Source organism: Nonomuraea sp. SYSU D8015 (genome assembly GCF_008065375.1).
Taxonomy (GTDB): Bacteria; Actinomycetota; Actinomycetes; order Streptosporangiales; family Streptosporangiaceae; genus Nonomuraea.
Genome location: NZ_VJYI01000003.1, coordinates 126,337 through 140,780, shown reverse-complemented (window position 1 = coordinate 140,780; position 14,444 = coordinate 126,337). Strand labels below are relative to the sequence as shown.

Below are 14,444 nucleotides of genomic sequence, written 5' to 3'. Positions count from 1 at the left end.
GTGAATCCGCAGGTGTCGCCGGGTGTCGCCGGACGATAAATGGCTTTATCGCCTGTGCCTAATCCTCTTCGCCTCTCCTCCTCGCCATGTAATTGCGCCTGTCGGAAAGGAAGCGTCGTGGTTCGTTTGTCCAGGTTCATCGCGAGCGTTCTGGTGTTCGTTCTCCTCCTGACGTACATTCCGGAAGCTTCGGCTGCTTCCGTGCGCGTCACCGGCGGCTGGATTCCCGAGAGTGAACGCACGCTCTGGGATCGAGTGGCGGCCTGGTTCACCGGGGACGGCCTGCCGGAACCTCGCGTCGTGCCGGTCCGGGGCGCGGAGGCGGTCCGCGAGGGGGTCGCTCTCGGTCCTGAGCCCCCGCCCGGCACCACGTACTACGCCCCCGAGACGCCCGAGCGCGTCCCGCCCGACACCATCCAGTCCATCCCCGTCACGCTGACCAACACCACCACGGCGACCTGGGCCATGGCCGACTGGGTGCTGTCGTACAGGTGGAGCAGGCCGGACGGTACGCCGGTGGCCGTTCAGCAACTCCACACGGCCTTACCCGGGGACCTAGCCCCGGATGCCGCCGTGACCGTGCAGGCCCAGGTGAAGACGCCCCCCGCGTCCGACGCGGGCGACCAGCGCACCGACCACGTCCTGACGTGGGACTTATGGAACAAGAGCAAAGGAACGTGGCTTTCCAGCGCCGACGCGGACGGCGCTGACGCGGACAAGGCGGCCCCGCCGACGCAGACGCTCTCGGTGGAGGACGCCACGAGCGACCAGCTCGGCCTGGAGAAGTTCGCCTCCTACGGCGGGGTGAACACCGGCGCCGGGTCGACGCTGCTGACCAACCTGTACACCGGGAACGCGGTCTGGCAGTACAACGCCTTCTCCAACCCCTCCCGCGGCCTGAGCACGTTCGTCCGGCTGGCCTACAACTCCAAGGACTCCTCCGACACGGTGGCCGGGCACGGGTGGTCGCTGCAGGCCACGTCGCTCACCCGGCTCGGCACGACCCTCGACCCGCACCTCCTCGGCCACGCCGTCACCTTCACGGACGGCGACGGGACCACGCACACCTTCAAGCTCGACGACAAAGGGACCTGGGACAAGTCCGACGACGAGTACGTCCACCCCGCGGGCGTGCACCTGTACCTGCAGCGGCTGAAGGACTGCAAACTCTGGGACGAGGAGTCCCGGGCCTGGGTCATGACCTCGCCCGACCGCACCCGGTTCTTCTTCGACTGCCAGGGCTACCCGAGCTCGATCGCCGACAACAACGGCAACGAGCTGACCTTCGTCTACGAGGAGCGCAAGTCGCTCCTCAAGCCGGTCAAGCTGCTGCGTCACCTCACCGACGCGACCGGGCGGCGGACGCTCACGATCGACTACTACGCCAAGGGCGACACGTACGACTACATCGACGACGAGACGTGGGAGCGGAAGACCGGCACCAAACTCCTCAACCCGCACATCATTGACCACGTCAAGACGGTCAAGGACATCTCCGGCCGCACCCTCACCTTCACGTACACCCACAAGGGCCTGCTGGGCGAGCTGATCGACGGGGCGGGTTCGGAGCAGCCCAAGAAATTCCGGTTCGCTTATGAGAAGGACGACCTGACCAAGGTCACCGATCCGCGAGGCAAGGCCACCCGGCTGGAGTACCACTCCCGGTTCGACGCCTTCAAAGGCGCGGCCGAGACCATCACCGACCGGCTCGGCCAGCCGACCTCCTTCGCCTACGGCGACTCCCACAGCCACACGGGCCGGCAGGTCCGCGCGGTCGTGACGGACGCGGAGAAGCACTCCACCACCTACCTGCTGGACGCCAAGGGCCGCGCCCTCGAGAGCACGGACGCCAAGAACCGCACGACGAAGCTCACCTGGGACGCGGACAACAACGTCACCCGGCTCGAAGAGGCCAACGGGGCGGTCTCCACCTGGTCCTACGACCCGAAGACCGGCTACCCGCGGGAGATCAAGGACGCCGAGGCCACCAAGAACGGCTGGCCCGGCATCACCCTGACGTACCAGACCGGCCTGAACGGCCACGTCGCCGACCTCATCGCCAAGCGCAGCCCCGAGGGCCGCACCTGGACCTTCACCTACACACCCGAAGGCGACCTCGCCACCGCCACCGACCCGGCGGGCACCGCGACCCCCGCCGCCGGCGACTACACCACGACGTACACGTACGACACGTGGGGCCAGCCACTCACCGTCAAGGACGCCAACGGCCACACCGTCACCAACGCCGACTTCGACCCCAGCGGCTACCCCCGCGAGATCGTCGATCCGCTGGGCAAGGCCACGACCTACGTGTACGACGCGCGCGGCAACGTCACCAAGGTCGTCGACGCCAACGGCAAGGCCACGTCGCAGGAGTACGACGTCTTCGCCCGCCCGCTGGAGATGCGGGTCCCCAAGGACCAGGCGGCGGGGGAGTTCATCGTCACCCCCGCCCCCGAGTACGACGCCAACGACAACACCACCCGGGTCACCGCCCCCAACGGCGCGGTGGCGACGGCCGCCTATGACGCCGCCGACCAGCTCTCGCACATGCTGGAGCCGAAGGACGAGCCGGGCGATCCGGAGCGGAAGACGTCCTACACCTACGACCGGGTGGGCAACGTCAGGACCGTCACCGAGCCCAAGGGCAACCTGACGGCCACCGCCGGGGACTACACCACCACCTACGGCTACGACGAGATCTACCAGCTCATCTCGGTCGCCAACGCCAAGGGCCACCGGCTGACCTACGCCTACGACGCGGTCGGCAACGTGACGACCGTCGTGGACGCGCGCAAGAACGCGACCCCCGACCCCGCCGACTTCACCGCCGCGTACGCCTACGACCTGGCGCACCGGGCCGTCAAGTCCACCGACGCCGCCGGCAAGACGCGCTCGACCACGTTCGACCGGGACGGGCTGGTCAAGGCCACGACCGATGAGGACGGCAACACGACCACGGTCACCCTGGACGCCCGTGGCCTGCCGCTCGAGGCCACCGTGCCGCACAAGAAGGACGGCGGGACGCTCGTCCATCGGACCACGCGGTTCGAGTACGACCAGGTCGGCAACCGCACCAAGGTGATCACTCCACGCGGCGTGGAGACCGCCGACGACCCCGGCGACTTCGTGCACCAGGTGATCTACGACGAGCTCAACCGGGTCAAGGAGGAGATCGCTCCCTACGACAAGGACGATCCCCGCTACAACCGGCCCGACAGGACCATCCGGACCTACGACGCCGTCGGCAACCTGACCAGGATCAGCGCGCCGCCGTCCAGCGGGGAGTCCGTCCGCAACGACACCGTCTACACCCACTACGACAACGGCTGGATCAAGACCTCCGCCGACCCGTGGGACATCGTCGCGTCGTACGACTACAACCCGCTCGGACAGCAGATCGAGAACACGCTGACCAGTGCGGGCGGGTCGGTCAGCCGCACCATGACGACGGACTACTACCCGGACGGCAAGCTGCGCTCGCGTACGGACGACGGCGTCCCCGCCGGCGCCCACGCGGTGGTGGTCGACAACTCCGACCTCAACAACGCCCGCCCGACCGGTGAGTGGACCGCCCACGACGCCGGTGACGGCCTGTACGGCCACAGCTTCCACACCAAACCGGCTGGCGACGGCACCGGTCAGTTCCAGTGGGGGCTGAACATCCCCCAGGCCGGCAGCTACGAGGTGTTCGTCCGCCATCCCGAGGTCGAGGGCGCGGCCAAGGACGCCGAGTTCCTCATCGATCACCAGGGCGGGACCGCGGTCAAGAGCGTCGACCAGAGCGCCCGCCCCGGCACGTGGGTCAGCCTGGGCCGCCACGACTTCGACGCGGGCGTCATCCACAAGATCACGCTGACCGACAAGGCGGCGGCCGGGTCCACGGTCGTGGCGGACGCGGTCAAGCTCGTACGGGACAACTCCGGCGACCCCGACGAGGAGGGCAGGCGGTTCGCGTACCGCTACGACGCCAACGCCAACCTCACGTCGATCACCGACTCCAGCTCCAGCGCCAGGATCGACGACTACGCGATCACCTACGACGAGCTGAATCAGGTCGCCAAGCTCGAGGAGCGGCTCGACGGGGCCACGAAGAACACCATCTCGTTCACGTACGACGAGAACGGCCGGCCCAGGACCCAGCAGCACGACAAGGAGTACTCCACCTTCGAGTACGACGTGCGGGATCTGCCTTCGAAGATCACACATGGGAGCTCGGCGTCGGACCAGGCCCCATCGGTCACCACGTTCGGCTACACCGCCCGGGGCGAGCGGCTGTACCAGGTCAAGGGCAACGGCAACACCGTCGGCTACGAGTACTACCTCGACGGCAGCCTGCTGCGGCAGACCGAGAAGAAGCCCGGCGGCGCGGTGGTGTCCGAGCACACGCTGGAGTACGACGCCAACGGCCAGCGCAGCCGGGACGTCAGCCGCAAGATGAACGCCGACGACCACTCGGCCTACCTCACCACGACCGCCGACTACGCCTACGACCCGCGCGACCGGATCGCGAAGCTGGTCAGGACCGGTCACAACGCGGGCACCGAGACCTACGTCCACGACGCCAACAACAACGTCGTCGACCAGGTCGTCAAGGACACGCGGACGACGTTCGACTACGACCGGAACCGGCTGGTCAGGGCGGTCACCGGAGGAACCGCCGCGGCGTACGACTACGACCCGTTCGGCCGCCTCGCCGGCGTCGTGGCGGGCGGGCAGGTCATCGAGCGGAACACCTACGACGGGTTCGACCACGTCGTCGAGAACAAGAAGCTGATCGCGCCGGGGTCGACGACCACCACGCGCTTCGCCTACGACCCCCTCGACCGCACCGCCTCCAAGACCACGGACGCGGGCGGCGCCGAGGAGAAGACCACGGTCTTCAACTACCTCGCCCTGTCCGACGAGGTCCTCGACGAGGAGACGGCCGGGAAGGTCACGAAGTCCTACCGGCACAGCCCGTGGGGTGAGCGGCTGGCCCAGGCCACGCACGACGAGAACGGCGGCAGGGAGGAGTCGTACTACGGCTACAACCCGCACGGCGACGTCGAAACCCTGACCGACGCCTCCGGCGACACCAGGGCGACCTACGGCTACAGCGCCTACGGCAAGGGCGAGGACGCCGAGACGACGGGCATCGACAAGCCCGATCCGCAGGATCCGACCAAGGAGCCCTACAACCCCTACCGGTTCAACGCCCAGCGCTGGGACGCCACGTCCGGCAGGTACGACATGGGCTTCCGCGACTACGACCCGGGCCTGAACCGGTTCCTCAGCCGCGACATGTACAACGGGGCCCTCGACGACCTGGCCCTCGAAATCGACCCGTGGACCAGCAACCGCTACGCGTTCGCGGCCGGCAACCCCGTCAACCTGATCGAGCTGGACGGCCACGACCCGCACGGCTGCCGGCCCACCGACGACGCGGCCTCCCGGGCCTGCCACGAGCGGGGCCGTGCGGCCTTCTACGCGGACCAGCCCAAGGCGGCCGTGCCCACCACGGGCCCGACCGAGAAGATCAACGATCCCGAGCTGGCCTACCCGCCCGAGGGCATGCGGCCCGAGGACATCGACGCGGCCGGCATCATCCTCTTCGGCGGCGCGCTGGGCGAGCTCGCCGGGTACCTGAACCAGCACAAGCACGCCGCCCAGAACTTCACGGTGGTCCTGTCGCGCGTCACCGTGGACACGGGACAGGGCACGGTGTCCAGAGTCATCGCGTTCGTCAGCCAGGGCGGCATCCCGAAGGAGCTGAATGACAAGCTGACGAAGATGGGCGTGACCATCTATCAGGCACCGAGGGTGCCCAAGGGCGGCGACTCCAGGGACGGCCACGCCGAACGGGCCGCGGCCGACCTCCGCTCGGACGTCGGCCGCCAGGCCCGAGACCTGGGCGGCAAGATCATCAACGTCCACAGCGCCTTCTCCAGCACCCAGGTGTGCTCCCCCAAGTGCGCGGGCAACCTCAACCGATTCATCGGCGACTCGAGTAAGGACGTCAAGAAGGGCTCCAACGGCATGATCGAGGGTACCCAGCTGACTCAGGACCGCCTCAAAGGACTCAGGGGCGTGGTCGGCAAGGGCACCGCCACGTGGGTGGCGGCCCGGGCCTACTGGGGCGGTTTCTTCCGAGGGACCGGCGGCAGGGGCAGACGTTAGAGCCGTCCCGCAGGCGGCGGCCCGGCCTCACGCCGGGCCGTCGCCGAACATCCTTGACCTGGGCTCCGCGAGAATTTCAGGATGGCACACGTGACCGAAGACGAGCTGATCGCGGCGATCCGCGCCCAACCCGGCCTGTCTCCTCCGGCGACGCCGGCGGCGGTCGAGGCGGCGGAGGAGGCCATCGGTCATCCGCTGCCCCCACTCCTGCGGCGGCTGTACCTGGAGGTGGCCAACGGCGGCTTCGGCCCGCGCGACGGGGTTCTCGGGGTCTCCGGAAGCGAGTACGAGCACCACGGCGAATGGGCCGACATCGTCGACGTCCACGAGACCTTCGGGCCGCCGGAGGGCCGGCCCGGGATGGTGTGGCTGTTCGACTGGGGCTGCAACACGTGGTCCCTGGTGGACTGCACGGACCCGGCGGGCCCGATGTGGATCTGGGACCCGGGCGGCGAGCCGGCGGTGCTCTCCCAGAACATGACGCTCGCGGAATGGCTGGCCGCCTCGCTCGGCGGCAACCTGGAGAACGCCTACGAGACCGCCGGCCTGACCGCCATCGCCGCCCGCCGCCTGCTGCCCGATGACGTCCCCCAGGATCTCGGGGTCCGCCGGGCGCTGTCCGACGACGAGATCGTCGCACGGGTCCGGGAGACGACCGCTCTCCCGCCGCCCGCGTCCGCGGCCGCGGTGGCCAAAGCAGAGGAGGCGATCGGCCATCCGCTGCCCCCGCTGCTGCGCCGGCTCTACCTGGAGGCGGCCAACGGCGGCTTCGGCCCGCGCGGCGCGGTTCTCGGAGTCCCCGACGCTCCCGGCCCCCGCCTGGGCACGGACATGGTCGAGTGTCACGAAGTGTTCACCGCCGAGCTGCCCCGTCTGGTCCCCGCCGGCCTGGTGTGGTTGTGCGACTGGGGCAGCGCGATCTGGTCGTTGACGGACTGCCGCGATCCGGCCGGCCCGATGTGGGTCTGGGATCCGGTGGCGCCCGGAGCGGTTCCGGGCGCGCCGCTGCTGCCTCAGCACCAGACCCTCGCCGAGTGGCTGACGGCGTGGCTGGACGGCTCGTACGGCGAAGGTTTCAACCCTGCCGCCCTCCGGCGCGGCTAGGTTCTGTCCCGTGCTCCCTGGCCGCCGTTCTGGGTGATCACCGGACCGGCTCGTGCGCGGATTGACATGATCGCCGGGCCGGGCCGTGGGCTGGGTGACGGTGGCGCCCCTGGTGCTCAGGGACGTGGCGCTGAGCTGGATGCCCGTGATCGGTACGGGTGCGCCGGGCGCGTGGTCACATCGACGGCGGCCTGCGAGCCGGACTCACCCCGCCGCCCGCTGAGGCAGAAGTGACTGATGGGCACATAGTGGTACATCGGGCATGGCAACATTTCTGGAGTGAATGCGGTCAAACAGGCCCCTCGGGGCGGGGATCGGCTGATCCGCGCGTCGATGACGGTCGTGGTGCTGGCGGTCGCGGCGGTGGCTGCGTGGGTGTCGTACTGGCATGCCGTGGCGGTGATCGAGAAGTACGGTGCCGAGGACGAGGTGTCGGCGCATCTGGTCCCGGCGACGGTGGACGGCATGATCTACGCCTCCTCGATGGTGCTGCTGTGGTGTGCCCGCTATCGCCTGGCGGTGCCGGCACTGGCCCGCTGGGCGCTGGCGCTGGGGGTGGCCGCGACGCTGGCGGCGAACATCCTGCACGGGATCGAGCGGGGACCTCTGGCCGCGGCGCTGGCCGCGTGGCCGGCGATCGCGTTGGTGATCTCGTACGAGCTGATCATGTGGGTGGTCCGCTCGGGTCGCGAGCTCGCCGATCGCACGCACGACTCGGGGCAGCCGGAGCGAGCCCTCGCCGAGCCCGCCCCCCAGAGCGTCGCCCCAGAGCCGGAGCCAACGGCCTCACAGGCAGGCCAGGACGCGCCGGCGAGCGAGGTCCGGGAGGACGGCGACCGCCGAGCCCAGGTGGCGGCACTCCTCGCCCGGGACCCGAACATGACCGGGACCGCGCTCGCCCGTGCGCTCGGGGTGCATGAGTCCACCGGGCGCAAGTACCGCCGGGAAGCACTCAACGGCCACAGCCGCTCCACATAGCGCCGAAACCGGAGCTTCGGCGCGACGCAAGCTGACTGATCTGCCAAGAGATCACACTCTCACTTGTAAAGAGCTGCCGTAGGACCCGGTGGCACCGACAGGCGATCATGAACACCCATGACGAAAAAGATCATTTCGAGCGTCGCCGGCGTCGTCCTCGGGGCCGCGGCCCTCATCGGCAGCACCGCCTCTCCCGCGGCAGCAGTGGGCAACTGCTCCAAGACCGCGAGCACCAACCACTCCGTGAGCGTCAAGTGCACCAGCGGTCTTGAGACCTACTTCCGGGTCTACGGCTACTTCTGCTCCACCTCCTCCTGCTCCTACATCCCGGGCAGCCTGGTTCCCCTGGGCGGCACCAGCAAGGCCACCAGCAGCGCCTACTACAGCGGCAAGTGGTACGTGAAGGGCTGCTACGTGACCAGCGGCTGCTGAGTCGCTCCGGCCTGGACCTCGTCTGAGGTCCAGGCCCTTTCTGCTCTCGACGCGGTTCATATAGGTATGGGCGATATCCCCGATCGGCATCAGGGCTTTGTGCCGGGCCGGGGGCGCGTGATTGATTGCGAACGGCTCCTGCAGCCCTGTTCCGGCACTCAGCACGTGAGGAGACGTCCGTGAGGGACGCGGTCATCGTCGATGCGGTTCGCACTCCCATCGGAAAGCGCCACGGGGCCCTGTCCGGCGTTCACCCCGCGACCCTCTCGGCACATGTGCTGAAGGCGCTCGCCGAGCGCACCGGAGTGGAGCCGGCCGAGATCGACGACGTGATCTGGGGATGCGTCAGCCAGGTCGGGGACCAGTCCGGCAACATCGCACGGGTCGCCGTGCTCGCGGCCGGGTGGCCGGAGTCCGTCCCCGGCACGACGGTCGACCGCCGGTGCGGCTCCAGCCAGCAGGCGATCCACTTCGAGGCCGCGGGGGTCGTCGCGGGCCACTACGACTTCGTGATCGCCGGCGGCGTCGAGTCGATGAGCCGCGTGCCCATGGGCTCGGCCGCGCGGGACGGCCGGCCGTACCCGGACGAGGTGCTCGAACGTTACGGCGTGCCCGGATTCAACCAGGGCATCGGGGCCGAGATGATGGCCGCGCGGTGGGGCCTGTCCCGGCGGCGGCTCGACGAGTACGCGGCCCGCTCCCATGCCAGGGCGGCGGCGGCCGCCGACGCGGGCACGCTCGACGGGCAGCTCGCCCCCGTGGGGTGCCTGCGGGCCGACGAGGGCGTCCGCCGCGGCTCGTCGGTGGAGACGCTGGCCGGTTTGAGAACCGCGTTCCGCGAGGACGGCGTGATCACCGCGGGCAACGCCTCACAGATCTCCGACGGCGCGGGCGCCCTGCTCATCACCTCGGGCGAGCTCGCCCGGGCGCGCGGGATGCGGCCGATCGCCCGGGTGCACACCGCCGTGCTGGCGGCCGGCGATCCGGTCATCATGCTGACCGCGCCCATCGAGGCCACGGCCAAGGCGCTGAAGAAGTCGGGCCTGCGCCTCGACGACATCGGGGCCTTCGAGGTGAACGAGGCCTTCGCGCCGGTCCCGCTGGCCTGGCAGGCCGAGACCGGAGCACCCGGCGACCGGCTCAACCCCCTGGGCGGGGCCATCGCCGTGGGCCACCCGCTGGGCGGCTCGGGCGCCGTCCTGATGACGCGTCTCGTGCACCACATGAAGGACCAGGGCCTTCGCTTCGGGCTGCAGACCATGTGCGAAGCGGGCGGCATGGCCAACGCGACCATCCTCGAACTGCTGTCAACGACTCGGGCCTGAAGGCCCGGAGCTTGCAGCTCTTGCCTGGCCCGTCCGGGCCGGGTGCGTTCCATCCCGTCACCGTGCGACTGAGCGTCATACATGAACCACGAAGAGGTGCGCGATTCCTCGGGGGCGTAACACCCCGATCACTCGCAAGGGTCTCTGAAGAGAGGACTGCTCACATGCGTCTGGAAGGACTGTGCACCGCCGTCACAGGAGGCGCCTCCGGCCTCGGGCTGGCGACGGCCCGGCGGCTGGCCGCCGCGGGCGGCAAGGTCGTCGTCATCGACCTGCCCGGCTCCGCCGGCGCCGACGTCGTCAAGGAGCTCGGCGAGGCGACCAGGTTCGCCGCCGCCGACGTCACCGACGCCGAGCAGTTCGCGGCGGCGCTCGACGTGGCCGGCGAGTTCGGCGGCCTGCGAGGGCTCGTGCACTGCGCGGGCGCCGGCCGCCGGCTGAGGCTGCTGGACAAGGAGGGCAACCCCGGGTCCCTGGAGGACTTCGAATGGGTGATCAAGCTCAACCTGGTCGGCTCGTTCAACGCCCTGCGCCTGGCCGCGGCCCGCATGGCCCGCCAGGACGAGATCGACGGCGAGCGCGGCGCCATCGTGCTGACCGCGTCGGTCGCCGCGTACGAGGGCCAGATCGGCCAGATCCCCTACACCGCGGCGAAGGCCGGCATCGTCGGCATGACCCTGACGGCCGCCCGTGACCTGGCCAGCCGGTCGATCCGCGTGTGCACGATCGCGCCCGGGATCATGGACACGCCCCTGCTGGCGCGGCTGCGCGAGGACGTGCGGAGCTCGCTGGAGGCCGCCGTGCCCAACCCCGCCCGGCTCGGCCGCGCGGACGAGTTCGCCCAGCTGGCGTGCCAAATCCTGGAGAACGGCTACCTCAACGGCGAGACCATCCGGCTCGACGGCGCCATCCGCATGGCGCCACGCTGAGCCCCATGGAAGGGCCTGGATACAGTCAGGCCGTGGACCTGCACCAGATCAAGTATTTCCTGGCGGTCGTCGACCACAACGGCATCAACGCCGCGGCGGCCGTGCTCGACGTGGCCCAGCCCACCGTCTCGCAGGCCATCCAGGGGCTGGAGCGGGAGCTCGGCGTCCCGCTGTTCCACCGCATCGGCCGGGGCGTGGTGCTCACCTCGGCCGGGCACAGCCTGGTCGGGCCCGCGCGCCGGATCCTGCGCGACGTCGTCGCCGCGGAGGGCTCGCTCGTCGACGCGGCCGGACGGCCCCGGGGACGGCTCGACGTCTTCGCCATGGCGGCCTTGTCCGCCGATCCGGTGGCCCGCCTGGTCGGCGCCTTCCGCAGGGAGTTCCCGAAGGTCTCCATCCGCATCGGGGACCTGCGCGACGAGACGGCGGCGGCCTCCCTGATCAGGGAGGGGCACTGCGAGATCGTGGTCTGCCACCTCCCCGCGATGGACTGCGCCGGCCTGGCGGTCCGTGAGCTCGGGGTGCAGGAATACTGGCTCGTCCTCCCTCCCGGCTCGGCGCCCCTGTCGGATTCGCTGCCGGATCCGCTGCCGCTGGCCGAGCTGCCGGACCTCCCGCAGGTGACCGTGCCGCGCGGCAGCTCCCTGGCGGTCGGCGAGATCGAGCAGGCGGTCGCGGCGGCGGGCCGGGCCATCCGGCCGTCCGTGGTGGTGGAGCACCGTGAGGCCCGGCTGCCGTTCGTGCTCGCCGGCGTGGGCGCCACCTTCCTCGAACGATCGATGGCCGAGGCCGCCGCGGCCCGGGGCGCCGTGGTGCGCTCCCTGGAGCCGCGGATCAGCCGGGCGTACGGGCTGGTCTACGACCCCGCGGCGCTGTCGCCGGCGGGCCGGGCGTTCGTCGGCGTGGCCGAGGCGTCCTGCCCGTAAGCCTGCCCGTAAGCCTCGCGCAGCTCGTGCTTGCGTATCTTCCCGCTCGCGTTGCGCGGCAGCTCGGCGACCACGGCGACGCGCCGCGGCACCTTGTACGCCGCCAGCCGCGTCCGGCACCACTGACGGATCTCCTCGGTGGTTGGCGAGTCCGCGGCGTGGGCGGGCACCACGACGGCCAGCGGCGTCTCGCCCCACCGCTCGTCCGGCACGCCCACCACGGCCACCTCCGCCACCTTCGGGTGGGCGGCGACGGCCTCCTCCACCTCGGCGGAGTAGATGTTCTCGCCACCCGAGATGATCATGTCCTTGAGCCGGTCGACGACGTAGATGTAGCCGTCCTCGTCCTGGCGGACGAGATCACCGGAGTGGAACCAGCCGCCGGTGAAGGCCGCCGCGGTCTCGGCCGGCTTGTTCCAGTAGCCCGTCATGATCGTCGGCCCCCGGTAGACGATCTCGCCGATCTCGCCCCGCGGCACGTCGTCCATCTGCTCGTCCACGATGCGGACCTCGACGTTGACCAGCGGGGTTCCCACGGATCCGATCTTGCGGAGCGCGTCCTCGCCGAGGAGCACGGTCGACACCGCGCTGGATTCCGTCTGGCCGAACACGCTGAGCAACCGGGCGCCGGGGAACGTCTCGATCATGCGGTGCAACAACGCCTTCGTCGCGGGCGCGGCGCCCCACGAGATGAGCCGCAGGGCCGACAGATCCCGGTCCGCGATGCCGGGGACGTCGCAGACCGCCTGCCACTGGGCGGGGACGAGGAAGACGTAGCCGATGCGCTCGCGTTCGAGCAGGTCCACGGTCCCCACCGGATCGAACCGGCCCGACCTGGCGATCACCGTCCGCCCGCCGACCATGACGCTCGACAGCAGGGCTGCCAGGCCGCCGATGTGGAAGAGCGGGGTGCTGATCAACCACACTCGGCAGTCGCTCGGCACGCCGATGTGGGCGAACCTGCTCATGGTCTGGACGGCCAGGTTGTAGTGCGTGAGCACCGCGCCCTTGGGGCGTCCGGTCGTGCCGGAGGTGTACATGATGAAGGCGGGCGCGTAGAGGTCGACCACCACGCCGGGGTCGGTGCCGGGAGCGTCGCGCAGCGCGTCGTCGTACCGCTCCATGTCCGTGAGGGGTTCGTCGCCGGCCCCGACGACCAGGCAGTGCCGCACCGTCGGCACGTCTTTCCACGCCCGGGCGAATGTGGCGGCCAGCCCGGACTCGACGACGGCGAGCACGGCTCCGCTGTCGGCCAGCTGGTACGCCACCTCCTCGGCGTGCAGCCGGAAGTTCACCGGCACGCAGATGGCCCCGAGCCTGGCGCAGGCGAAGAAGACCTCGGGCATCTCGAGCGTGTTGGACGCCATCACCACGACCCGCTCGCCCGGCCCGGCGCCCCGCGCCGCGAGGGCATGGGCCAGCCGGTTGACCCGCGCGTCCAGCTCGCGGTACGTGCGATCCACCCCGTCCATGCGCAGCGCCACGGCGTCGGGGACGGAGCGGGCGTGCCTGGCGAGCTGGTCGCTGATGGTCATCCCCGAGTAGGCCGATGGCGGGTTCACTCGATTCTCCTTCGCATCCGCGGCCGAGACACGCTCCTGAGAGTCGACCATCACGGAGGGCGCGGCGCAAAGAGGGAACGCCGCATCGTCCGATAGGCCGAACCTATGGGAGGCGGTCCCGGCTCAGGTCGGCCGCCACGTCGAGGAACGCCGCGGCGGCGGGGGAGAGCGGTCCCGGCCGGAACACCAGCCGCACGGTCCGCCGGACCGGCGGCGACGTGGACCGCACGACAACGTTGCGCAGCTCCGTCTCGGCGATCCTCCGGGGGAGGAACGTGGCGCCCGCGCCGTGCATGACCAGCTCCCAGATCGCCTGCCGGTGCGCGCACTCGACGGCGACGAAGCCGACGGCCTGCCCGAGCACCCGATCGATGGCGGGGTCGATGGCGGCCCGGCCGCCCGCCTGCGAGGATTCCAGCACCAGCGGGATGCCGGCGACCGCCGCCAGCGGCACCGGGTCGGGCAGCGCGGCGGCCAGGTCCGGGGGGAGGACGAGGGCGATCTCCTCCTCCCAGAGGTCGCGGGTCCGCACCATGTCGCTCTTCACCGGGAAGTCCGTCAACCCCAGCTCGGCCTCCCCCTGGCGGACCTGGCTCAGGACCCCGGACGAGCTGCCGGGATCGCGTACGGTGACCAGGATGCCCGGATGCCGCCGGCGCAGTGCGCCGGTCAGCTCCGGCAGGGGGTCGGCGGACAGCGCCGACAGCACCGCGATCTCCAGCCGCCCGGTGACCAGATCCCTGACCGCGTGCACGCGCCGCTTGGCGGCCTCGACGTCGGCCAGGATCTGCCGCGCGGGCGCGACGAACGCCCGCCCGTCGGCGGTCAGGGTGAGCCCGCGGCCGGACCGGTCGAACAGCTGGGCGCCGAGCTGGCGTTCGAGGGTGCGGATCGCCTGGGACAGCGACGGCTGCGCGACGTAGAGCGCCCTGGCGGCCTTCGTCACGCCGCCGTGGTCGACGACCGCTACGAAGTACGCGACGAGCCGCAGGTCCATGCCCCCGAACTCTACTCATAGGCAGCGCCGAT

At 70.4% G+C, this 14,444-nt stretch carries 9 protein-coding genes; 7 read left to right on the top strand and 2 right to left on the bottom strand.

The genetic code is table 11. From position 1 onward, the window contains the following. Positions 1 to 117: 117 nt before the first annotated feature. The 7 genes from ID574_RS16100 to ID574_RS16070 all read left to right on the top strand — a co-directional run bounded on the left by ID574_RS16100 (position 118) and on the right by ID574_RS16070 (position 11,853). Complete coding sequence (locus ID574_RS16100; RefSeq protein ID WP_188189713.1) at positions 118 to 6,159, top strand: golvesin C-terminal-like domain-containing protein; 6,042 nt, start codon at positions 118 to 120, stop codon at positions 6,157 to 6,159. A gap of 90 nt (positions 6,160 to 6,249) precedes the next feature. Then, positions 6,250 to 7,263, top strand: coding sequence for an SMI1/KNR4 family protein (locus tag ID574_RS16095; RefSeq protein ID WP_188189712.1), 1,014 nt, complete (start codon positions 6,250 to 6,252; stop codon positions 7,261 to 7,263). A gap of 279 nt (positions 7,264 to 7,542) precedes the next feature. Further along, positions 7,543 to 8,241: a DUF2637 domain-containing protein gene (locus ID574_RS16090; protein WP_188189711.1), complete on the top strand. Its 699-nt coding sequence runs from the start codon at positions 7,543 to 7,545 to the stop codon at positions 8,239 to 8,241. A gap of 117 nt (positions 8,242 to 8,358) precedes the next feature. After that, positions 8,359 to 8,673, top strand: a complete 315-nt coding sequence (locus ID574_RS16085; protein ID WP_188189710.1) for a hypothetical protein — start codon at positions 8,359 to 8,361, stop codon at positions 8,671 to 8,673. A 179-nt stretch (positions 8,674 to 8,852) separates the two neighbouring features. Beyond that, on the top strand, positions 8,853 to 9,998 hold the full coding sequence (locus ID574_RS16080; protein ID WP_188189709.1) for a thiolase family protein: 1,146 nt from the start codon (positions 8,853 to 8,855) through the stop codon (positions 9,996 to 9,998). A 164-nt stretch (positions 9,999 to 10,162) separates the two neighbouring features. After that, positions 10,163 to 10,927 carry an SDR family NAD(P)-dependent oxidoreductase gene (locus ID574_RS16075; RefSeq protein WP_188189708.1) on the top strand — a complete coding sequence of 255 codons (765 nt, stop codon included), beginning with the start codon at positions 10,163 to 10,165 and terminating at the stop codon, positions 10,925 to 10,927. Positions 10,928 to 10,959: 32 nt separating this feature from the next. Continuing rightward, entirely contained in the window at positions 10,960 to 11,853 is an 894-nt protein-coding gene (locus tag ID574_RS16070; RefSeq protein ID WP_188189707.1) for a LysR family transcriptional regulator, read from the top strand. Here the strand turns inward: ID574_RS16070 and ID574_RS16065 are convergent. After that, the gene (locus tag ID574_RS16065) at positions 11,784 to 13,415 is read right to left on the bottom strand and encodes a long-chain-fatty-acid--CoA ligase (protein ID WP_223166740.1); all 1,632 of its coding nucleotides are present in this window, start codon (positions 13,413 to 13,415) and stop codon (positions 11,784 to 11,786) included. The two genes, ID574_RS16070 and ID574_RS16065, sit on opposite strands and share 70 nt — an antisense overlap. 103 nt (positions 13,416 to 13,518) lie before the next feature. Beyond that, on the bottom strand, positions 13,519 to 14,412 hold the full coding sequence (locus tag ID574_RS16060; protein ID WP_188189706.1) for a LysR family transcriptional regulator: 894 nt from the start codon (positions 14,410 to 14,412) through the stop codon (positions 13,519 to 13,521). Positions 14,413 to 14,444 lie beyond the last annotated feature (32 nt).

What these genes read in the sequence shown, in the direction of transcription:
- ID574_RS16085 (WP_188189710.1), top strand. Translation starts at nt 8,359, where the DNA reads ATGACGAAAAAGATCATTTCGAGCGTCGCCGGCGTCGTCCTCGGGGCC.
- ID574_RS16075 (WP_188189708.1), top strand. Translation starts at nt 10,163, where the DNA reads ATGCGTCTGGAAGGACTGTGCACCGCCGTCACAGGAGGCGCCTCCGGC.
- ID574_RS16060 (WP_188189706.1), bottom strand. Translation starts at nt 14,412, where the DNA reads ATGGACCTGCGGCTCGTCGCGTACTTCGTAGCGGTCGTCGACCACGGC.